General features: G+C 63.3%; 18 protein-coding genes. 8 read left to right on the plus strand and 10 right to left on the minus strand.

Annotated elements, in window-relative coordinates; all coding sequences use genetic code 11:
- The 3 genes from ACWGTI_RS13965 (at nt 1) to nhaA (ending at nt 3,449) form a co-directional block, all read left to right on the plus strand.
- Entirely contained in the window at nt 1–1,326 is a 1,326-nt protein-coding gene (locus tag ACWGTI_RS13965; RefSeq protein WP_454587703.1) for an ActS/PrrB/RegB family redox-sensitive histidine kinase, read from the plus strand.
- Nucleotides 1,327–1,469: 143 nt separating this feature from the next.
- Entirely contained in the window at nt 1,470–2,033 is a 564-nt protein-coding gene (locus ACWGTI_RS13970) for an ActR/PrrA/RegA family redox response regulator transcription factor (RefSeq protein WP_454575825.1), read from the plus strand.
- A gap of 228 nt (nt 2,034–2,261) precedes the next feature.
- On the plus strand, nt 2,262–3,449 hold the full coding sequence (gene nhaA / locus ACWGTI_RS13975) for a Na+/H+ antiporter NhaA (protein ID WP_454587647.1): 1,188 nt from the start codon (nt 2,262–2,264) through the stop codon (nt 3,447–3,449).
- On the opposite strand, the gene ACWGTI_RS13980 is transcribed toward nhaA, so the two are convergent.
- The 3 genes from ACWGTI_RS13980 to ACWGTI_RS13990 form a co-directional block, all read right to left on the minus strand.
- The gene (locus ACWGTI_RS13980) at nt 3,433–4,476 is read right to left on the minus strand and encodes an RNA polymerase subunit sigma-70 (RefSeq protein ID WP_454587648.1); all 1,044 of its coding nucleotides are present in this window, start codon (nt 4,474–4,476) and stop codon (nt 3,433–3,435) included. The two genes, nhaA and ACWGTI_RS13980, sit on opposite strands and share 17 nt — an antisense overlap.
- 42 nt (nt 4,477–4,518) lie before the next feature.
- Nucleotides 4,519–5,265, minus strand: a complete 747-nt coding sequence (locus ACWGTI_RS13985) for an SDR family NAD(P)-dependent oxidoreductase (protein WP_454587649.1) — start codon at nt 5,263–5,265, stop codon at nt 4,519–4,521.
- Between the two features lie 187 nt (nt 5,266–5,452).
- Nucleotides 5,453–5,953, minus strand: a complete 501-nt coding sequence (locus tag ACWGTI_RS13990) for an MmcB family DNA repair protein (RefSeq protein WP_454587650.1) — start codon at nt 5,951–5,953, stop codon at nt 5,453–5,455.
- 44 nt (nt 5,954–5,997) lie between these two features.
- Between ACWGTI_RS13990 and ACWGTI_RS13995 the strand changes: the two genes are divergently transcribed.
- Nucleotides 5,998–6,312: a hypothetical protein gene (locus ACWGTI_RS13995; protein ID WP_454587651.1), complete on the plus strand. Its 315-nt coding sequence runs from the start codon at nt 5,998–6,000 to the stop codon at nt 6,310–6,312.
- Between the two features lie 1,242 nt (nt 6,313–7,554).
- Here the strand turns inward: ACWGTI_RS13995 and cueR are convergent.
- Nucleotides 7,555–7,971 carry a Cu(I)-responsive transcriptional regulator gene (gene cueR, locus ACWGTI_RS14000; RefSeq protein ID WP_454587652.1) on the minus strand — a complete coding sequence of 139 codons (417 nt, stop codon included), beginning with the start codon at nt 7,969–7,971 and terminating at the stop codon, nt 7,555–7,557.
- A 238-nt stretch (nt 7,972–8,209) separates the two neighbouring features.
- On the opposite strand from cueR, the gene ACWGTI_RS14005 reads away from it, so the two are divergent.
- Nucleotides 8,210–8,827, plus strand: coding sequence for a L,D-transpeptidase (locus ACWGTI_RS14005; RefSeq protein WP_112560709.1), 618 nt, complete (start codon nt 8,210–8,212; stop codon nt 8,825–8,827).
- Between the two features lie 187 nt (nt 8,828–9,014).
- Here the strand turns inward: ACWGTI_RS14005 and ACWGTI_RS14010 are convergent, their stop codons facing one another.
- The 3 genes from ACWGTI_RS14010 to trpS all read right to left on the minus strand — a co-directional run bounded on the left by ACWGTI_RS14010 (nt 9,015) and on the right by trpS (nt 11,507).
- A complete protein-coding gene (locus ACWGTI_RS14010) occupies nt 9,015–9,584 on the minus strand; it encodes a NifU family protein (RefSeq protein ID WP_112560600.1) in 570 nt (189 codons plus the stop codon).
- A gap of 146 nt (nt 9,585–9,730) precedes the next feature.
- Nucleotides 9,731–10,222, minus strand: a complete 492-nt coding sequence (locus ACWGTI_RS14015; protein ID WP_023672856.1) for a universal stress protein — start codon at nt 10,220–10,222, stop codon at nt 9,731–9,733.
- A 217-nt stretch (nt 10,223–10,439) separates the two neighbouring features.
- Nucleotides 10,440–11,507: a tryptophan--tRNA ligase gene (trpS, locus tag ACWGTI_RS14020; RefSeq protein WP_454587653.1), complete on the minus strand. Its 1,068-nt coding sequence runs from the start codon at nt 11,505–11,507 to the stop codon at nt 10,440–10,442.
- Nucleotides 11,508–11,690: 183 nt separating this feature from the next.
- Between trpS and ACWGTI_RS14025 the strand changes: the two genes are divergently transcribed.
- Nucleotides 11,691–11,936 (plus strand): type II toxin-antitoxin system VapB family antitoxin, encoded by a 246-nt coding sequence (locus ACWGTI_RS14025; protein WP_454587654.1) that lies wholly within the window; start codon nt 11,691–11,693, stop codon nt 11,934–11,936.
- On the plus strand, nt 11,936–12,340 hold the full coding sequence (locus tag ACWGTI_RS14030) for a type II toxin-antitoxin system VapC family toxin (protein WP_454587655.1): 405 nt from the start codon (nt 11,936–11,938) through the stop codon (nt 12,338–12,340). Before ACWGTI_RS14025 ends, ACWGTI_RS14030 begins: the two co-directional genes overlap by 1 nt.
- On the opposite strand, the gene murJ is transcribed toward ACWGTI_RS14030, so the two are convergent.
- Genes murJ through ACWGTI_RS14045 form a run of 3 tightly spaced genes read right to left on the minus strand, consistent with a single transcriptional unit; the run spans nt 12,315 to nt 17,643 of the window.
- Complete coding sequence (murJ, locus tag ACWGTI_RS14035) at nt 12,315–13,919, minus strand: murein biosynthesis integral membrane protein MurJ (RefSeq protein ID WP_454587656.1); 1,605 nt, start codon at nt 13,917–13,919, stop codon at nt 12,315–12,317. The genes ACWGTI_RS14030 and murJ overlap by 26 nt on opposite strands.
- 58 nt (nt 13,920–13,977) lie before the next feature.
- Nucleotides 13,978–16,773: a [protein-PII] uridylyltransferase gene (locus ACWGTI_RS14040; protein ID WP_454587657.1), complete on the minus strand. Its 2,796-nt coding sequence runs from the start codon at nt 16,771–16,773 to the stop codon at nt 13,978–13,980.
- A 33-nt stretch (nt 16,774–16,806) separates the two neighbouring features.
- Nucleotides 16,807–17,643 (minus strand): glycosyltransferase family 25 protein, encoded by an 837-nt coding sequence (locus tag ACWGTI_RS14045; RefSeq protein ID WP_454587658.1) that lies wholly within the window; start codon nt 17,641–17,643, stop codon nt 16,807–16,809.
- A gap of 187 nt (nt 17,644–17,830) precedes the next feature.
- Between ACWGTI_RS14045 and ACWGTI_RS14050 the strand changes: the two genes are divergently transcribed.
- Nucleotides 17,831–20,344, plus strand: a complete 2,514-nt coding sequence (locus ACWGTI_RS14050) for a heavy metal translocating P-type ATPase (protein WP_454587659.1) — start codon at nt 17,831–17,833, stop codon at nt 20,342–20,344.
- The last annotated feature ends 43 nt before the right edge of the window (nt 20,345–20,387 follow it).

Consider the following 20,387-nt stretch of genomic DNA (forward strand, 5'->3'; position numbering starts at 1 on the left):
ATGATCAACATCCTGCACGCGCCCGACTTCCAGCAAAGCCAGCGGCTGCGCCTCAACACGCTGATCCGGCTGCGCTGGCTGGCCATTGTCGGCCAGAGCCTGACCGTGCTGTTCGTCGCCTATGGGTTGAAATTCCCGCTGCCGGTCAGCCTCTGCTTCGCGCTGATCGCCTGTTCGGCCTGGCTGAACCTGGTGCTGACCTTCCGCTATCCGGCAGCGCACCGGCTAACCCCGTTCCCGGCTTTCTTCATCCTGACCTTCGACAGCCTGCAGCTTGCCGGCCTGCTCTACATGACCGGCGGCCTCACCAATCCGTTCTCGCTGCTGATGACCGTGCCTGTGGTCGTCTCGGCGACATCGTTGCCGCTTCGTCTCACAGCCATTCTTGGCGGGCTGGTGACGGTGGGGGCAAGCTTGCTGGTGTTCTTCCACCTGCCGCTCCCCTGGTACGAGGGCGCGCCGCCGCCCATGCCGTTCATCTATGTCGCCGGCATCTGGATGGCGGTGTTCTCCTCGATTGCCTTCACCGCCATCTATGCCTTCCGCGTCGCCGAGGAAGCCCGCCTGCTCGCCAATGCGCTTGCCGCCACCGAACTGGTGCTGCAGCGCGAGCAGCATCTGTCGGCGCTGGATGGGCTCGCCGCTGCCGCCGCGCACGAGCTCGGCACACCGCTCGCCACCATCGCCCTTGTCTCCAAGGAAATGGAAAAGGCGCTTGGCGACGACCCGAAATACGGCGAGGACGTCAAGCTGCTGCGGTCGCAGAGCGAGCGCTGCCGCGAGATCCTGAAACGGCTGACCAGCCTGTCCTCCGAGGGCGAGGCGCATCTGTCGCGGCTGCCGCTGACCTCGCTGGTCGAGGAGGTGACGGCGCCGCACCGCGATTTCGGCATCTCGATCAAGCTGCGGCCAGGCGAACGCATCGGCCCCGAGCCGGTCGGGCGGCGCAACCCCGGCGTCATCTACGGTCTCGGCAATCTGGTCGAGAACGCCGTCGACTTCGCCCGCAAGGCCGTCACTATAAGCTGGAGCTGGGACGAGCTCGACGTCACCTTCTCGATCATCGACGACGGCCCGGGCTTTCCGCCGGAAATCATCGACCGCATCGGCGAGCCCTATATGTCGACGCGCCAGGGCAACGAAACCGGCGGCGGCCTGGGTCTCGGGCTGTTCATCGCCAAGACGTTGCTGGAACGCTCCGGCGCCACGCTCGATTTCCGCAATTCGAGCGGGCTGGGTGAGGGCGCTATCGTGCAGATATCGTGGCCGCGCACCGTCTTCCTCAACCCGCAATCGGTGGGGACCTCGATGTTCGACACCGCCTGAAACATTTTGATTTGGTGCATGATCCTTTCCGAAAATCGACTGCGATTTTCGGGGTCATGCATTGGCTCAGACCGGCAAAATTGGACAATGGCGTTCAGGAACTATATCTGCGTAAAATTAAGGCAGCAGGATTTTTTGAGACGATGACCGGCGAAGAAGCAATTGGTGCAATGGTTGAAGGCGAGGACACCTCGCTGCTGATCGTCGATGACGACAAGCCGTTCCTGACGCGGCTGGCCCGCGCCATGGAAACCAGGGGTTTCGTGGTCGAGACGGCCGAGAGCGTCGAGGAGGCGGTCGGCAAGGCGCGCGCCCATCCGCCGGCCTATGCGGTGGTCGACATGCGGCTCGGCGACGGCAACGGTCTCGACGTCGTCGCCGCCATTCGCGAGAAGCGCGATGATGCCCGCACCGTCATCCTCACCGGCTATGGCAACATCGCCACCGCGGTGACGGCGGTGAAGCTCGGCGCCATCGACTATCTGTCGAAGCCCGCCGACGCCGACGATGTCTTTGCGGCGCTGACCCGCACCGCCGGCGAGCGCGCCGCCCCGCCCGAAAACCCGATGTCGGCCGATCGCGTGCGCTGGGAACACATCCAGCGCGTCTACGAAATGTGCGACCGCAACGTCTCCGAGACGGCGCGCCGGCTGAACATGCACCGCCGCACGCTGCAGCGCATTCTGGCCAAGCGCGCGCCGCGTTAGAGACTGTTTGGTGATTCTACTCCGGCGGCCATCTGATGGCGCTTTCTGCGCTTCCGGCCTTCGCCGGCCGAAGCATTCGTAAATCGCTCTGCGCCGTGGTTAAGGCTACGGCCGGCGTAGGCCGGTGCTCACGGACCCAAATGTCCGCTGCGCTCCGGTTCTCGAAACCACCACCATATGACTCGCCAGAGCGAATTTCGAAACAGTCTCTGAGAGGGCGGAGGAAACATGCGAGACGAGCGGCCGAAATCCATCCTTCGCGAATTCCTCGACGGCGAGGCGGCGGGTGGCATCATCCTGATGGCGGCGGCGGCCCTGGCCTTGCTCGTTGCCAACTCGCCGCTGGCCGAAACCTATTTCGCCTCACTCCACGCCTATATCGGCCCGCTTAGCCTCTCGCACTGGATCAATGACGGGCTGATGGCGGTGTTCTTCCTGCTGGTCGGCCTCGAGATCAAGCGCGAGATGCTCGACGGCCAGCTCTCGACCTGGCCGCGCCGCGTGCTGCCCGGCATTGCCGCGGCCGGCGGCATGCTGGTTCCCGCGCTGGTCTATGTCGCCATCAACCGAAACAACGCCGCCGCGCTCTCCGGCTGGGCTATCCCGACCGCCACCGACATCGCCTTTGCGCTCGGCGTGCTGTCGCTGCTCGGCAATCGCGTGCCGGCGTCGCTGAAAATCTTCCTCACCGCGCTCGCCATCATCGACGATCTCGGCGCCGTCATCATCATCGCCATCTTCTACACAAGCGGGCTGTCGCTGGCCTATCTCGCCGCCGCCTTCGCCGTCATCGCGGTGCTTATTGTGCTCAACCGCATGCGTGTGACGACGCTGACGCCCTATCTCGTGCTCGGCGCCATTCTGTGGGTGCTGGTGCTGAAATCGGGTGTGCATGCGACGCTGGCCGGCGTCGCGCTGGCGCTGACCATCCCGCTCAAAGTGTCTCCCGGCAGCGGCCGCGATCTCGACCATTCGCCGCTGCACCGGCTCGAACACGGTCTGCACAAAATTGTGCCGTTCTTCGTCATCCCGATCTTCGGCTTTGCCAATGCCGGCGTATCGTTGGCCGGCCTCAGCGCTGCCGCTTTGGTCGAACCACTGACGCTCGGCGTCGCCGCCGGCCTCGTGCTCGGCAAGCTGGTCGGCGTCTTCGGCTCCTCGGCGCTGGCGATCCGGCTCGGCTTTGCCGACCTGCCGGTCAACGCCGGCTGGCTGCACATGATCGGCATCTCGCTGCTCTGCGGCATTGGCTTCACCATGAGCCTGTTCATCGGCCTGCTCGCCTTCGCCAGCGACGTGGCGCTGCAGGACGCGGTCAAGGTCGGCATCCTCGCCGGCTCGCTGATCGCCGCATTGCTGGGTGCCGCCGTGCTGCTGATGGCGCCGGCGGCAGGTGACGCTACTGACGAGGATTAGGCCAGACAGACGGCAGGCCGAAGGCCGCAAGCAGTTCGGGGCCGAGCGGCGGCACGTAGATTGTCAGCGACGCGATTTTGTCGTCGGCGGGCTCGATGACATGCAGCGAGTGGGCTCGCCATACAAGGTCCTGATGGCTGCTCGCGTAGACCCCGACGGCCGGCTGGCCATTCGCCCGGGTGGCCACCGTGCGATAGCCGGCAAAATTGCCCCAGACGGTATCGAGGAAAGTGCGGATCGCCTCACGTCCCCGATACCATTCCAGCCATGGCGGCATATGATAGGTGGCGTCCTCTCTCAACAGTTCGATCAGGCCGTCGAGGTTGGCGGCCTGCCAGGCCTGCATGTAACGCTCCAGCAACTGGGCCTCTTGCCGATTGGGCCGCGACCGCTGCAGCGGACGCCCCTGAGGATATCGCTCGCCAAGCGTTGCGCGGGCCCGCTGCAGGGCGCTGTTGATCGAAGCGGTCGACCCGCCCAGCAATTGTGCCGTCTCGAGCGCCGACCACCCCAGCACGTCGCACAGCAAAAGCGAGGCCCGCTGCCTGGGCGGCAGAAGCTGGATCGCGGCGACGAAGGCCAGTTGCACAGCCTCGCGCGTTTCATAGCGCGCTTCCGGGCCGGGCTCGCCGTCAACGAGGTCCGGAAGCTCCGCGTCAGGATAAGGCTCCAGCCAGGTGAGGTCTGGCGCCGGCCCGCCTGTGGCCGGCCCGCGCGAGGGCGGACGCTCGGGTTGCTGGAGAATGCGATGCGCCGTCGACCTCGCCTTGATGGCGTTGAGGCAGCTGTTGGTGGCGATCGTGTAGAGCCAGCCGCGAACCGAGCCGCGTCCGTCGAATTGCGACCTTGCGCGCCATGCCCGCAGGAACGTGTCCTGGACCAGGTCGTCCGCCTCGTGCAGCGAACCCATCATCCGGTAGCAATGCAGCTTGAGTTCGCGGCGGTGGGCTGCGGTCAGACGCTCGAAGGCCGGCCGATCGAGGATCGGTCGGCCCAGTGGCTCAACAGGGCCAGGAGCATCCGTCATGGGCAGCCTGTGGCGCTGAAATCGCCGTGCATCCTGAGCGCCTCAGGCCGCTGCCGCAAGTCCGCTGCCGCTGACGGTGAAGGAGCTGCCTTCCGATTTTCCGGTGGCGAGCGCGACCACCGCGCGGCCGACATCGGCCGGCGTCTGCAGGTCGGTCATGCTCGCGAGGACGTCTGCAGGCTGGATGCCCAAATAGGCCGCAAAGCCATCGAGCCCGGCATCGCCTATGCCGGTCCCTGGCATGATGCGAGCCGGTGCGAGCGCCATAAAACGAAGGTCCAGCCCAAGCCGATCCGATTCCTTTTGGCAATGACCGGCCAGGAACATCTGCATGCGTTTTGCGCCTGCATACCCGCCGGCGAACGGCGGTCCGCCGCTCAAGGCTGCGCCACTGGAGATCAGCACAACCCGGCTCCCCGGCTTGAGCGGATTGTCGAGCGCGGCCTTGCAGAACAGGAACGATGCCTTGACGTCCATTTCCCAGTTTGCGGAGAAGACCTGCCAGCTTTGTTCCTGCAAAGGCGCGGAGGGGGCAAGGGCGCCGGCGCAGATCACCAGCACATCCGGCGCAAGTGCGTCGAAAACCGCTTCGGGTGCGGTCTCCACCGTCGCGTCGACCGCAAGCGTCTTCACGTTTGGTCTTTCCCAGGAGAGCTCTTTCAGGGCCGCCGCGCCACGGGCAACGGCAAGCACTGTCGCGCCCTCGCCGAGTGCAGCCTCTACGATTGAGCGGCCGACACCCCGGCTGCCTCCGACGACGACGACATTTTGACCTAGTAACGATCGCATGGATCACCTCGCTTTCCGGCCACTGGACCATCCAGCGCCTATTGATCAGGACAGCGCAGGGGAGTGGAAATCATCGGTGCAGGATAAAAAATCTTCGCGGCTATCGGCAGCGCCCCCGCAAAAACTTGATCGGGCGAAATCGACAGGCGGCGACACAGCGGCGGCGCGGCGCACATTTGCGCCAGGCCTACTCGCTCTCCCCTTCCAGCGCAGGCATCGCCACGCCCGCAAGCTCCGCCGCTAGCAGTCGCGCGGCACCGGCGCGTGCAATCCGCAGCATCAGCGCCTTGCGCGTTGCCGCTGCCATGCGGTGCTCCGGCGCATCGCGCAGGATCTCGGCGCCGTAGCCATCCGAAAGGATGAAGCCGCATTCCTCGGGGAAGATCTCCGCCGGCACGCCGGGATGGGTGGCGAAGAAGAAGCGATCGGAATGCAGCCGGTAGTCGGGCCATTTGCGGTCGACGCGAAAATCCTCGATCGAGGATTTGATCTCGATGATCCAGATGTCGCCCTGCCGGGTCAGGGCGACGAGATCGGCGCGGCGCCCGGTGGCGAGCGACAGTTCGGGCAGCACATGCATGCCCATCTGCATCAACAGCCGCTGCACGCCACGCCGCACCAGCATGGCGCGTTCCGACTGGCGGCCGTCGATCAGAGGATTGAGGGGAATCGGGGAAATGATCGGCATGGCAGCCACCATGCCAGATTTTGTTCACGGTTTGAACCTGTTATGTGAAGACGATTATCGGTTTGACAAACCCATTTGAGGGAGGCCAGTTTTTCATCGCTGACGCCTCATCAAAGCTTCATGAACGGTTACTAATGTTCCCAATTTGGAGGGAACGTTTGGTGGAGGAAGCCAGGCCGCACAGACCGATCTATCGCTTACAGCGGATCGACGGCGACCATGTGATGACCATTGTCACCTTCTACTCGGCTGCGGAGGCCCTGACGGTGCTACAGAACCTGCCGAACGGTTACAGGCTGACGCTCGACAACCGCCAAGTGTTGCCTTCATCCGCTCGTCACGATGGTGATGCAAGTTAGCCGGTGCCGATGGGGTATAGTGTATCGGCGCAACTCCCAAGACCTCCAGCTAGCCCGGGATGCCGCCCGGGCATTCTTTTATGCAGTGCCTAGTTTCGCTTTGATCGTTGCGACAGCCGCCGTTGCTCGCGAGGGCTACCAAGCCGTAGGGCAATAGCCGGCGCAGTTCCCCAACGCCAAACTGCACCGGCCAAGCGAGCCAAGAAACGCCGCTCTGAATTTATCTTACCGCACATTAGCAATCTCTCAAGCAAGACTGAGTGCCCAAGGTCGATGGGCACAAAGGTGCAAGGCACGCCGTAGGGGAATAGCCGGTGCGGCCTGGGGCTATCGTTGGGGTGCAGGCCGCACCGGCCACTGCGGGTTATGATTGGATCGTCCCTCCCGCACTGCCTAAAGTATTTACATATTAGCAATTGCGCAACTAAGCATTTTGGAGCTACCCAGCCGTAGGGAATGGCTACGGCTTTTGGGAGCGCTGGCGTCGAGCTAGTTCTTTTATCTGTTCGTTGGTGAGCTTCGGCGCCTCCCCTGAAGGGCTTTGGGGGAAGCATTCCGAACCGATGAGAATGTCCGCAGTGTTGGCGAGGTCATACCCTTGGGGGCGCGGTGTGCGCCGTTTTGCTGATCATCGAGCTTCTGGCAATTCACCTGCTGCTCTGAGCCGGCGTGCCTTCCACAAGGCGGGCCGTTGGCGTTAGGATTGCAGTTCCTGCTTGGGGAAGGGGAACTATGTTTTCGCGAGGTGTCACGGTTGATCTAATTTTCACCGCTGCAGCGGGCGTCGCTACTGTCGTATGCGTGCTCTTAACCCAAAGGTACAAGGTCAAGCAGTCACTTCTTATCCGCCTGTTTTTCCTGATCATGATCGGGGCAATTTTGCTGGAAATGAAGGTGGCAGTCGCTTTCGGATTTTGATCCCGGCATCAGCGCCTCACCAGGCGATTGTCCGGTTCGCAAACCTAGGTGACGTCTTGATCCGAGCGCCTTCCGCGATCGCACCATATCTGGTCTGGGTGCAGTCTGGTACTGATCCGCAGCGGCCCTATGTCGTGCAAGTCAACTTGCGTTCTTGGTTAGAGAACGGCAGGACTAAAGTCTTGCGCCGTGAGCGCAAAGGTCTGATGTAACCGCTTTGGTTCCGTTCTTGTCCATTGGACGTTCCGCATTTTAGCCAAACGAGATATTAGACCTCGAAGTTTTCGTCCGCGTCCAACGTCCAGTCTATTCCGGCCCGGCCTTTCAAGCCGACGTCGGCCTGTCCCCGGCCGGCGCCGATCCCGCAATATCGTCAAGGATCGGGCAGTCCGGCCGGTCATCACCATGGCAGGCGTGGATCAGCTTCTGCAATGTCGTGCGCATCGACTGCAGCTCGCGCACCTTCTCCTCGATGGCGCTGACATGGGCGGCGGCGATCTCGCGCACGTCGTGGCTGGCGCGGCTGCGGTCTCGGTAGAGCGCCATCAACTGGCGGCAATCTTCGATTGAAAAGCCGAGGTTGCGGGCGCGGCGTAGGAAGGAGAGCCGGTGGATGTCGTCGCCGGAATAATCACGATAGCCATTGCCGGCACGCGCCGGCGCGATCAGGCCGATCTCTTCATAGTAGCGGATGGTTTTGGCCGGCAGGCCGGACCGCGCCGCGGCATCGCCAACATTCATAGCGGTTCCTCGATGTGGTTCCCTGAATCTAGGCCATCCGACAGGACCGCCCATTGTTTTTCCTTCACAATCCCGTGACTCCTGTTGCCGAAATGCCATAGTTGACGGCTTACCGGCAGGTAAGCTCTTGCATATAGGCATCGCGCCCTTGGCAAGCAAAGCAAATGCCAGCAAGAATGATTTCAGGAAAAGCGGCCGCAACGTGCCGCTCGATTCTGGCGGGGCAGCGGACCATTTCATGCGCATGAAGTCATTTGCAATCGTCGCTGCACTTGCATTGTCGACCGCGATCTCGGGTTGCAGCACGATCGGCTCACGGCTCTTCTCCAACAACTACGGCGCGGTGAACGATGCAGGCTATCAGCTGCCGCGCATTCCGATCGAGAAGGTGCCGCTGAAGTATCATCGGCAGGAGGTGAACTACGACACCTCGGAAAAGCCGGGCACCATCGTCGTCGATACGCAGAACAAGTTTCTCTACTTCGTCGAAGGCGACGGCCGGGCGATCCGCTACGGCATCGGCGTCGGCCGCGAAGGTTTCGAATGGCACGGCACCGCCCACATCGCGCTGAAGCGCGAATGGCCGACATGGACCCCGCCGCGGCAGATGATCCAGCGCCAGCCGGAACTGGCCAAGTTCGCGGGCGGCATGGAGCCGGGCCTGAAGAACCCGCTCGGCGCGCGCGCCATGTATCTGTTCAACAAGGGCGGCGACATGGGCTACCGCCTGCATGGCAGCCCGGAATGGAATTCGATCGGCAAGGCGATGTCGTCGGGCTGCATCCGGCTGATGAACCAGGACATCATCGACCTCTACGACCGCACATCGGTCGGCGCCAAGGTCATCGTGATGTAAGGACCACGATCCCGAAAGGCAGGAACCGCCTTTCGAACGAGATCATGGACTGACTTGAAATGCTTTTAGTGCGCGGACCGTCTGGGCAACAACTGACGTCCAAAAACAGAAAACCGGGCAATTCGGCCCGGTTTTTTGTTGTCTGCGTTTTGGCCGGGGCCGGTAGGCGGCCGGCGGAGTAAAATTCTCAGGAGACCTGCTCGACCTGCTGCACTTCCGGCACGAAATGGCGGAGCAGGTTCTGGATGCCGTGCTTCAGCGTCGCCGTCGAGGACGGGCAGCCGGCGCAGGCGCCCTTCATATGCAGGAACACGGTGCCGTTCTCGAAGCCGCGGAAGGTGATGTCGCCGCCATCCTGGGCAACCGCCGGGCGCACCCTGGTGTCGAGCAGTTCCTTGATGGTGATGACCAGTTCCTCGTCGGCCTTGTCGTAGAACTCGCCGGTCTGGCTGGTCTCGGCGGCAGGGCCGGCGTTGACCATGACGGGCGCGCCCGACATGAAATGCTCCATGATGGCGCCGAGGATGGCCGGCTTCAGATGCTGCCAGTCGGGGCCGTCCTTGGTCACGGTGATGAAGTCGTAGCCGAAGAACACGCCGGTGACGCCGGGGATCTCGAACAGCCGGCCGGCCAGCGGCGAGGCTGAGGCAGCACTGTCGGCGTCGCGGAAATCGGCGGTGCCTTCAACAAGCACTTCCTTGCCGGGCAGGAATTTCAGCGTTGCCGGGTTCGGCGTCGATTCGGTCTGGATGAACATGGCCGTCTCCGTGCCCCAGTCGGGCAGCTAGTTTGGAATAGTTCTAAATAGGCTCAATCGGCGTGACATTCAAGCGAAACGCATCGCTCAAACGGCTGGCTGGCGGAATGTTTTTTTCTGGCTGGGGAAGGAATCCCGGGCGGGCTTCAGGCGAGGCTGTCGATCTCCTCGTCGGACAAATTCTGCGGCACCACGGTCACCGGAATGGGGAAGGCCGCGCCCTTGCCGGCCACGGCGCCGACCAGCGGTCCAGGACCTTCCTTGCCGGCGCCTGCCGCCAGCACCAAAATGGCGATGTCCTGGTCTTCCTCGATCAGCTTGTGGATCTCTTCGGTCGGCTTGCCTTCGCGCACCACCATTTCTGGCTCGATGCCGAGCTTCTGGCGCACCTTGTTGGCGTAGCCGTCGAGCGCCGCGCGCGCCGTGGCGTTGGCCTCCTCGCGCATGATCTTCTCGACGCCCAGCCAATGCTGAAAATCGTCCGGTGTGATGATGTAGAGCAGCACCAGCGTACCACTGGTGCTTTGTGCCCGCTTCGAGGCGTAGGCGACGGCGCGTTCGCACTCCGGCGTGTCGTCGATGATCGTCAGGAACTTCCTGCGATGGCCGGCTTCGCGACTGAGGCGTTTTGAGACCATGTCTATCTACTCGATGGGTTCGGCCGCAATCTGCCACCGCGGCAGATCGGCGGCAAGCCACCGGCCTTATGCCAGTGTGGTGCAGTGCACAGTGACGGCTAGAGCATGATGCCGAAAAGTGTGAAGCGGTTTTCGGACGACATCATGCTCTTCTCTTTGATTTAGAGCCGGATTCAGATTTCAGGTCGATTCGACCTGAAATCATCCGGCTCTAGGCTCAACCCTGCAGCAGGCCGATAACGTCGCGCACGGTCTTCATGGTGGTCTCGGCCAGCACGCCGGCGCGCTCCCCGCCATCCTTCAGCACCGCGTCGACATAGGCGCGGTCGCCTTCGATGCGGCGCATCTCGCCGGCGATCGGCGCCAGTTTTTCCACGGCGAGGTCGGCCAGCGCCGGCTTGAACACGGAAAACTGCTGGCCGCCATATCGCTTCAGCACGTCGGCCTTCGAGATTTCAGCCAGGCCGGCATAGATGCCGACCAGGTTTTCCGCTTCCGGGCGGCTTTCCAGTCCGTCGACCTCGCTCGGCAAGGCCTCCGGGTCGGTCTTGGCCTTGCGGATCTTCTTCGAGATGGTGTCGGCATCGTCGGTCAGATTGATGCGCGACAGGTCGGACGGGTCCGACTTCGACATCTTCTTGGAGCCGTCGCGCAGGCTCATGATGCGCGCCGCGGGGCCGCCGATCACCGGTTCGGTGATCGGGAAAAAGCCGTTCACCGTCTCTTCGCCGACCTGCATCTCGACGCCGACGCCAAGGCTGGCGATACGGCTCGAAAAGTCGTTGTTGAATTTTTGCGCGATGTCGCGGGTCAGCTCCAGATGCTGCTTCTGGTCCTCGCCCACCGGCACATGGGTGGCGCGGTAGAGCAGGATGTCTGCCGCCATCAGCGAGGGATAGGCAAGCAGGCCGAGCGAAGCGTTCTCGCGGTCCTTGCCGGCCTTGTCCTTGAACTGCGTCATCTTGTTCATCCAGCCGATGCGCGCCACGCAGTTGAAGATCCAGGCAAGCTCGGCATGCTGCATCACCCGCGACTGGTTGAAGACGATGTGCTTCTTCGGGTCGATGCCGGAGGCGAGGAAGGCGGCGGTGATCGAGCGTGTTTGGTCGGCGAGGTCGTCATGGACGAGCTGTGCCGTCAGCGAGTGCAGGTCGACGACGCAATAGATGCAGTCGGACGTGTCCTGCAGGGCGACGAATTTCTTGATGGCGCCGAGATAGTTGCCAAGATGCAGGTTGCCGGTCGGCTGGACGCCGGAAAAGACGAGCTGTTTGAAGGCGGTCATGTTTTTCCTCGTGGCTTGTGGAGGGCCGTTTCGCGCGCGGCGAAAGTCTTTCGACGGCGCGCTTATGGACGAAGGCGGGGAGAGGATCAAGAGGCGGGAGATCGCCCGCGCTGACCGTCATGTTGATTTATCCTTGTAGTCTGCTACATAATAACAGCTACATAAATGAATGTAGGTGCCGCCATGACGATTAACATCAACAACAAGGAGGCAGACAGCCTGACGCGGGCTTTCGCCAAGGTCGAGGGCGTGGGCATTACCGAGGCGATTGTCATCGCTATGCGTGAAGCCCTGGAACGCCGCCGTAACCGCGAGACACCGCTGGAGACAGCTGCTCGGCTCCGCGCTGAATTCGGGATCGAATTGAGTGATCAGGCGCGTAAACCGCTGCCGCGCTCGGTTTATGACGAATTGTCCGGCGAAGACTGATGTTCGTCGACGCAGCAGCTATCGTCGCGATACTGAGCCAAGAAGCCGAAGGCGAGCGCTGTGCGCGGGCGGTGGTGGATGCCTCGGCTCCATTCACTTCGGCAATCGCCGTGTGGGAGGCTGCAATGGCGCTTTCGCGATCGGAAAAGCTGGCAGTCCCGGTTACGGTAAGCTTGGAGATCGTCGGCCGCTTTCTCGAACAGCGAGCAATTGCAGTGCGGGAGCTGCCACCCGCCTCCAATGCAACAGCTCTTGCCGTCGAGGCCGCATCGCGGTTCCGCAACAACGCTATCCGGCTGAATATGGCCGACTGCTTCCACTACGCTTGCGCGCGCTATTACGCCGTTCCGATACTGTCCACAGCAGACGAATTCCGGCTTACGGATCTGGAGACGGTTCCTTAACGGGAGGCGCCTTGCCGGCCCCGCGTTTGACGTTGCGCCGGATCATGCCGAAATCGGCGCCGCCGGTAGCAAACGCCGTGACGAAGTAGAGCAGCGCCCCGCCGGTGACGAGCGCCAGAACCGTCGTCGCCTTGATCACCAGCGGTGAGCCGGGGCCGAGCCTGACGGCCAGCCAGTGCTCGGCGAAATAGAGCGCGGCACCCATCACCACCGCCGACAGAACCAGCCGGGGAATACGCTTCAACAGCGGTACGTCGCGGCCCCAATGGCCCCGCCGGATCAAGACGGCGAGCAGCATCAGCGCATTGACCCAGCCGGCGACGGCCGATGCCACGGCAATGCCGGGCGCGCCCATCTTCGGAAACAGCGTGAGCGCGGTCGCGACATTCACGCCGACCGAAATGGCGGCGAACATCATCGGCGTGCGCGTGTCCTCGCGGGCGAAATAGCCGGGGGTGAAGGCTTTGATCAGCACGAAGGCCGGCAGGCCGAGGCCGAAGATCGCCAGGATCGCGGCAACCGTCGGTGTCGAGCCGTTGGCGGCGAAGGCGCCGCGCTCATAGACCAGCCGCACGATCGGCTCGGACATCACCCACAGTGCCGCCGCTGCCGGCAAGGTCATGAACAGCGTAAACTCGACCGAGCGGTTCTGCAGATTGGCCGCCTCGACCAGATTGCCTGATTTCAGTGCCCGCGACAGTTCCGGCAACAGCACGATCGCGACAGCGACGCCAACCACGCCGAGCGGCAATTGGTAGATGCGGTCGGCGTAAGCCAGCGAGGACACGGCGCTGTCCTGCGCCGACGCGATCGCCGTGCCGATCAGCTGGTTGATCTGGGTGATGCCGCCGGTGATCGCCGCCGGCAGCGCCAGGATCAGCAGCCGTTTGACGTTGGGCGTCAGCTTGGGCCGGCGAAAACCGAGCACGATGCCGGCATTGCGCACCGCGACCCAGACGATGGCGAGTTGCACGATGCCCGCCGCCAGCACGCCCCAGGACAGGCTGAAGCCGACATCATGCGCATCCATGCCGTGGTACCAGGCGTAGCCAAGCACGCTGATCAGGATGATGTTGAGGAAGGCGGGCGCGACGGCAGCCGCGAAATAGCGGCGCAGCGAATTCAGCATGCCGGCCATCATGGCCGCGAGCGACATGCAGATGAGATACGGGAACATGATCGTCGCAAGCAGGACGGTCGTCTCGAACTTGCCCGGCGTGTCGGCAAAGCCCGGCGCCACCAGATAGCGCACGATCAGCGGCATCGCCAGTTCCATGACGATGGTCAGCGCCAGCAGCGCGGTGAACAAGACGCCGAACACTTCTTCCGAAAAGCGCTTGGCGCCGTCGGTGCCGTGGGTCTCGATCTCCTTGGCGAACAGCGGCACGAAGGCGGCGTTGAACGCGCCTTCGGCAAACAGCCGGCGGAACGTGTTTGGAAACTGGAAGGCGGCGTTGAAGGCGTCGGCCACCGGCCCGGTGCCGAGCGCGGCCGCCATCAGCATCTCACGGCCAAAGCCGAGCGCGCGGCTCATCAGCGTGCCGGACGCAACCGTGGCGAATTTCTTGACGAGGCTCATGCGCGCGGAGATTGCCTGGGTGCCTGGGAAAAAACAGGTGATTGGGACAAAGTGATGGTCACTCGGCCGCCGCCTTGGCCTTGCCGCCGCGCTCCGGGGCAATGCCCTCGAGTGCGGCGATCAGCCTGGTGTGGATGGCGGCGGTGCGCGCCGGGCTGTCGATCTTCTGTCCCGTCAGGTCGGTGACATAGAACGTGTCGATGACCTTTTCGCCGAAGGTGGTGATGTGGGCCGAGGCGATGTCGAGCGACAGATCCGACAGCGCGCCGGTGATCTCCGACAACAGGCCCGGCCGGTCCAGCCCTTCGACCTCGATCACCGAGAAGCGGTTCGACAGCGTGTTGCGGATTTCGGCGCGCGGTGGAATCTTGAACACCTTGGCGCCGCGCTTCGGCCTGGTGCGCTTCTCGATCATCTCCGGCAGCCAGCTCTTGCCCGACAGCACGTCCTCGATCAGCCTGCCGACGCGCTCGGCGCGGCGGCGCTCGTCCTCGTCGCGGTCGAACTCCCTCGATATCAGGATGATGTCCAGCGCGCGGCCGTCGGATGTGGTGAAGATCTGCGCGTCGACGATGTTGCCGCCGGCCCCCGCACAGGCTCCGGCAATGACAGAGAGCAGGCGCGGGTGGTCCTGCGCCAAAACGGTGATCTCGGTCACCGCTTCGAACTGGTGGGTCCTTACCACGGTGGCGAGTTTTTTTCCGGCAGCGTCGGCCTCGCGAATGAATTCCGCATGGCGCAGTTGATCGGCGAGATCGACGGTCAGGAGGTAATTCTCGTAGTGCAGGCCGACATAGCGCTTGCGCGCCTTGTCCGGCCAGGCGGTCAGTGCTTCGGCCAGCCGTTCGCGCGCGGCGGCCGTCCGCTTGGCGCGAGACACTTCCGAGAAGCCGCCGGTCAACAAGAGCTCGGTCTCGTAGTAGAGCGTGCGCAGAAGCTGGCCCTTCCAGCCGTTCCACACGCCCGGCCCGACGCCCCTGATGTCGCAGACGGTGAGGATCAGAAGCAGCTTCAGCCGCTCGACCGACTGCACGATCGAGGCGAAATCCTCGATCGTCTTGCGGTCGTTGAGGTCTCGGGTCTGCGCCGTCATCGACATGACGAGATGGTTCTCGACCAGCCAGGCGACGGTCTCTGTGTCGGCGGCCGACAGACCCATATGCGGGCAGATGCGCCGCGCTATCCTTGCGCCGGCCTCGGAGTGATCCTCCGGCCTGCCCTTGGCGATGTCATGCAAGAGCACCGCGACATAGAGTGCCTCGCGGCTCTTCTTCAGCCCCGGCATCAGCGTGTGCGACAGGGGATGCACCTTCTCGCCGTCACCGCGCTCGATCTCGGCCAGCACGCCGATGCAGCGGATCAGATGCTCGTCCACCGTATAGTGGTGGTACATTGAGAACTGCATCATGGCGACGATCTTGCCGAAGTCGGGGATCAGCTTGCCGAGCAGGCCGGCCTCGTTCATGCGCCGCAGATTGAGCTCGGCGTTGCGGTCCGAGGTCAGGATGTCGAGGAACAGCCGGTTGGCCTCCGCGTCGCGCCGCAGCGACTTGTTGACCAGACCGAGCGAACGGGTGAGCAGCTTCAGCGCATCGGGGTGGAATTCCAGCCCGTGCTTGTCGGCGAACCAGAACAGCCTGAGCAGGTTGACCGGGTCGCGCTCGAACACTGTGTCGTCGGCGACGTTGATGCGGTGGTTGTCGACGATGAAATCCGACGTGCCGGCCAGCTTGCGCTTGCGGCGCTGGAAGGTGAGGAAAATGCGGTTGAAGCCCGGCACGTGCTTGGCCTGCTCTTCCTCGAGCGCGGCGCAGAAGATGCGGGTCAAGTCGCCGACATCCTTGGCGACGAGAAAATAATGCTTCATGAAGCGCTCGACCGCCGACAGGCCGGGATGGGTGGTGTAACCGAGACGCTCGGCGATTTCGCGCTGAATGTCGAAATGCAGCCGTTCCTCGGGCTTTCCGGTGAGGAAATGCATGTGGCAGCGCACCGCCCACAGAAAGTCCTCGGCCTTGAGGAATTCCCTGTATTCCGCCTCGGTGAAAACGGCCTTGTCGACCAACTCCTCGCCGGTACGCACGCGATAAAAGTACTTCGCGATCCAGAACAGCGTCTGCAAATCGCGCAGGCCGCCCTTTCCGTCCTTGACGTTGGGCTCGACGAGATAGCGACTTTCGCCGGCCTTGGCATGGCGTTCGTCGCGCTCGGCGAGCTTGGCCTGCACATATTCAGGTCCGGTGGTGCGCACCACTTCGTGGTCGAAGCGGGTCAGCAATTCGTCGAAGAGTTTTTGCTCACCCCACAGGAACCGCGCCTCCAGGATCGAGGTGCGGATGGTGATGTCGCTGCGCGACAGCCTCAGGCACTCGTCGATGTTGCGGGTGGCGTGGCCGACCTTCAGTCCAAGATCCCACAGCATGTAGAGCATGTATTCGACGATCTGTTCGCCCCACGGCGTCTGCTTGTAGGGCAGCAGGAACAGCAAATCGATGTCGGACCCCGGCGCCAGCGTGCCGCGGCCATAGCCGCCGACGGCGACGACGGCCATGCGCTCGGCGGTCGACGGGTTTTTCACCCGGTAGACGTGGGTAGCAGCGAACTCGTAGAGGGCGCGGATGATCTCGTCCATGAGATGCGACAGCCGGGCAGCACAGGCCGCGCCGCTGCCGTCGTCCATCAGCATGCGTTCGGCGACCTTGCGGCCCTCGGTTAGCCGACCCTTCAGCAACCGCAGCGCGCCGACGCGCGCGCCGGGCTCGGCGCCATTGCCGGCCGAGGTCAGCGCCGTCATCTCGCGGCGCAGCGCCTCGCTGTCGATCAGCTCGTCGAGCTTGAGGGAAATTCTTGCCATATATGCCGGTTGGTCTCGCCTTTTGCGCGGCGTCTATAGCGCGTTTTCACGGTGCTGGGTATGGGGCGGACGGACGCGTCGGCCGCGATACCTGAACGGGATGATTTTCTCCCGCCGTAACCGGAAGAGATCGATGATTTGCCTAGCGAGTCGCCTTATCTCGATCCCAACTTTGGCCGCAATCGGCTTGTGGCGTTTCTTGCCCATCCCGCTTGCCGCCCTTTCCTCTGTGCGCTCCTGCCTGAGCAGGCTCGGCAATCGCACCGGTCCGCCGCCAAGGAACTGAGCCTGCAGGCACAAAGCCGGCACAAGCTGATAAATGACGTCGCCGGACGAGGTCGCAAAACGCGGATTGAAGACGAGATGATCGACGGGGATGGTGATCTCATTCGTCGCCTCGATGAGGTCTCGTGCAGCCTGTCTCGACACGATGTACCCGGCCGCGCCGATATGGACGGCGTGTAGCCTGCTCGCAGAAAAACCGTGGCCACAGGCAAGCTGCTTGCGTGAAATCACGGTTCGATTGAAGAACGTTTCCAATTTGACGATGTCGGCATCGGCGGGGATCCAGCCGGCACGGGCAAGCAATTGGCCAGCCTTGTCGGCGAAGACGATGTCGTCCTCGAAGATGGCGCCATAGTCGTCATCGCCTGCCGCGATGATCGACCAGCATTGCTTATGGCTGAGCAGGCAAGCGATCTCGCCGTCGGCCATACGCAAATGCTTCTTGCCCTGCGGCATTTCGGCCGGCCGATCGCGCGCGTCGATGGCGGTGACCCGTTCAAAGGCGACGCCAATGCGGGCGAACTCGGCCGTCACATGGGCGAGGCGGTCGCGGGACCGATCGAGATTGATAACCAGGCATTTCATTCGGGTGGGATCGATGCAGTGGGACGCGGGTGGTGGCGTCCATAACATGGGAAAGAAATCGCGAAAGCGATTTTTCCCTCCATGCCGCCCGATGGCGGCCATGATCGAAGGTCGAAATCGCCCCTTGACCTTCCAGTTACTGGAAGCACTACCTCCGCATTCAGACAGGCATGAAGGCATTTATTCGATGGCGCATTCCGAGCATCACCACCACGCGCACACGGCCGATGGCGGCTGCTGTGCGGCAAAGTCGGCTGTGCCGGCCGCCGAGGCCGTGGTGCGCGATCCTGTCTGCGGCATGCGCGTCGATCCGGCCGCCGGCAAACCGACCGCCGAGCATGGCGGCCGTCTCGTTCACTTCTGCAGCGAGGCGTGCCGTACGAAATTCGTCGCTGCGCTCGAAAAATACCTGACCGCCACCGACCCTGTCTGCGGCATGAGCGTCGACCGCGCCACTGCGAAGCATTTTTCCCGCCACGAAGGTCAGGGTTTCTATTTCTGCTCGGCCGGCTGCCAGGCGAAGTTCGAGGCCGAACCGCAAAAATATCTCGGCGACAGGCCGGCGCCGTCGCCAATGCCGAAAGGCACGCAATACACCTGTCCGATGCATCCCGAGATCATCCGCGACAAACCCGGCTCGTGCCCGATCTGCGGCATGGCGCTGGAACCGATGGGTGTTCCCACCGGCGATGAGGGCCCGAACCCCGAACTGATCGACTTCACCAGGCGCTTCTGGGTCAGTGCGGTGCTGTCCGTGCCGCTGCTGATCGTCGCAATGGCGCCGATGTTCGGCCTGACCGTCCAGGCCTTTGTCGACGAGCGCACGATGGTCTGGCTGGAACTGGCGTTGGCGAGTCCGGTGGTGCTGTGGGCGGCGCTTCCCTTCTTCCATCGCGGCTGGGACTCGGTCGTCAACCGCAGCCCCAACATGTGGACCCTGATTTCGCTAGGTGTTGGCGCTGCCTATCTCTACAGCCTCGTCGCCACGCTGTTTCCGGATATCTTTCCGCATCAGTTCCGCGGCCATGGCGGCAGCGTGCCGGTCTATTTCGAGGCAGCGGCGGTCATCGTCGCGCTGGTGTTCCTCGGCCAGGTACTCGAATTGCGGGCACGTGAGAAGACCGGCTCGGCCATCCGCGCCCTGCTCGACCTGGCGCCGAAGACGGCACGGCTGATCGGTGACGACGGCTCCGAGACCGACGTGCCGCTCGATACGGTCAAGGCCGGCGACCGGCTGCGCATCCGTCCGGGCGATGCCGTGCCGGTCGACGGCGTCGTAACAGAAGGCCGTTCTTCCATCGACGAATCGATGATCTCGGGCGAGCCGCTGCCGGTCGAAAAGACGCAAGGCGATGCCTTGACCGGCGGCACGCTCAATAAGAACGGTTCGCTGATCATGCGTGCCGAAAAGGTCGGCGCCGAGACCACGCTGGCGCGCATCGTCGAGCTGGTCGCCAAGGCGCAGCGCTCGCGCGCCCCAATTCAGGGCCTGGCCGACCGTGTCTCCTTCTACTTCGTGCCCGCCGTCGTCCTGGTCGCGCTTGCCGCCTTTGCCGCCTGGGCGGTCTTCGGCCCCGAGCCCAGCCTGATCTTCGCCATCGTCTCGGCAGTCTCGGTGCTGATCATCGCCTGTCCCTGCGCGCTCGGACTGGCGACGCCGATGTCGATCATGACCGCGACCGGACGCGGGGCGCACGCCGGCGTGCTGATCAAGGAAGCCGCCGCGCTCGAACGTTTTGCCTCGGTCGACACGCTGATCGTCGACAAGACCGGCACCTTGACCGAAGGCAAGCCTCGCTTGACCGATGTCGTCGCTGCCGAAGGCCTCTCGGAGAATGAATTGCTGACGCTCGCCGCCGGCTTGGAAAAGGGCTCGGAACACCCGCTTGCCGAGGCCATCGTCGGCGGCGCCGGTGAGCGTGGCCTGACAATCGAAAAGGCCAGTGGCTTCGAAGCCGTCACCGGCAAGGGCGTGTCCGGCATGGTCTCGAGCAGGAAGGTCTCGCTCGGCAACGCCGCCATGATGGCCGATCTCGGCATCGATACGGCTTCGCTGTCGGCCAAAGCCGAGGCTCTGCAGGCCGAAGGCAAGACCGCGATGTTCGTTGCCGTGGACAGCAGGTTGGCCGGCATCGTCGCCGTCGCCGATCCGGTCAAGGCAACGACTGCCGAGGCGATCCGGGCGCTTCATGACAGGGGCCTGCGGATCATCATGGCGACCGGTGACAATGAGCGCACGGCGCGCGCCATCGCCAAAAGCCTCGGCATCGACGAAGTGCGCGCTGGCCTGCTGCCGGAACAAAAGGCTGCCCTTGCCGAGGAACTGCGCGCCAAAGGTGCCGGCGTCGCCATGGCCGGCGATGGCGTCAACGATGCGCCGGCCTTGGCCGCCGCCGATGTCGGCATCGCCATGGGCGCCGGCGCCGATGTCGCCGTCGAAAGCGCGGGGATCACGCTGGTCAAGGGCGATCTCAACGGCATCGTTCGGGCGCGAACGCTGGCCCAGGCGACGATCCGCAACATCCGCCAGAATCTGTTCTTCGCCTTCCTCTACAATGTGCTTGGCGTGCCGGTTGCCGCCGGTGTGCTCTATCCGCTCACCGGCACGCTTTTGTCGCCGATGTTGGCGGCCGCGGCGATGAGCCTGTCTTCGGTTTCGGTCATCGCCAACGCATTGCGGCTCAGGACGTTGAAACTCTGAGCAAAGCCACCAAATACGAAGTCCAATCAACAGGAGATCATGG

This window comes from Mesorhizobium sp. ArgA1, assembly GCF_053714375.1.

Bases quoted from the DNA above. Each gene is read 5' to 3' on its own strand.
- ACWGTI_RS13965 (WP_454587703.1), top strand. From the start codon at position 1: ATGATCAACATCCTGCACGCGCCCGACTTCCAGCAAAGCCAGCGGCTG.
- ACWGTI_RS13970 (WP_454575825.1), top strand. From the start codon at position 1,470: ATGACCGGCGAAGAAGCAATTGGTGCAATGGTTGAAGGCGAGGACACC.
- nhaA (WP_454587647.1), top strand. From the start codon at position 2,262: ATGCGAGACGAGCGGCCGAAATCCATCCTTCGCGAATTCCTCGACGGC.
- ACWGTI_RS13980 (WP_454587648.1), bottom strand. From the start codon at position 4,476: ATGACGGATGCTCCTGGCCCTGTTGAGCCACTGGGCCGACCGATCCTC.
- ACWGTI_RS13985 (WP_454587649.1), bottom strand. From the start codon at position 5,265: ATGCGATCGTTACTAGGTCAAAATGTCGTCGTCGTCGGAGGCAGCCGG.
- ACWGTI_RS13990 (WP_454587650.1), bottom strand. From the start codon at position 5,953: ATGCCGATCATTTCCCCGATTCCCCTCAATCCTCTGATCGACGGCCGC.
- cueR (WP_454587652.1), bottom strand. From the start codon at position 7,971: ATGAATGTTGGCGATGCCGCGGCGCGGTCCGGCCTGCCGGCCAAAACC.
- ACWGTI_RS14005 (WP_112560709.1), top strand. From the start codon at position 8,210: ATGCGCATGAAGTCATTTGCAATCGTCGCTGCACTTGCATTGTCGACC.
- ACWGTI_RS14010 (WP_112560600.1), bottom strand. From the start codon at position 9,584: ATGTTCATCCAGACCGAATCGACGCCGAACCCGGCAACGCTGAAATTC.
- ACWGTI_RS14015 (WP_023672856.1), bottom strand. From the start codon at position 10,222: ATGGTCTCAAAACGCCTCAGTCGCGAAGCCGGCCATCGCAGGAAGTTC.
- trpS (WP_454587653.1), bottom strand. From the start codon at position 11,507: ATGACCGCCTTCAAACAGCTCGTCTTTTCCGGCGTCCAGCCGACCGGC.
- ACWGTI_RS14025 (WP_454587654.1), top strand. From the start codon at position 11,691: ATGACGATTAACATCAACAACAAGGAGGCAGACAGCCTGACGCGGGCT.
- ACWGTI_RS14030 (WP_454587655.1), top strand. From the start codon at position 11,936: ATGTTCGTCGACGCAGCAGCTATCGTCGCGATACTGAGCCAAGAAGCC.
- murJ (WP_454587656.1), bottom strand. From the start codon at position 13,919: ATGAGCCTCGTCAAGAAATTCGCCACGGTTGCGTCCGGCACGCTGATG.
- ACWGTI_RS14040 (WP_454587657.1), bottom strand. From the start codon at position 16,773: ATGGCAAGAATTTCCCTCAAGCTCGACGAGCTGATCGACAGCGAGGCG.
- ACWGTI_RS14045 (WP_454587658.1), bottom strand. From the start codon at position 17,643: ATGAAATGCCTGGTTATCAATCTCGATCGGTCCCGCGACCGCCTCGCC.
- ACWGTI_RS14050 (WP_454587659.1), top strand. From the start codon at position 17,831: ATGGCGCATTCCGAGCATCACCACCACGCGCACACGGCCGATGGCGGC.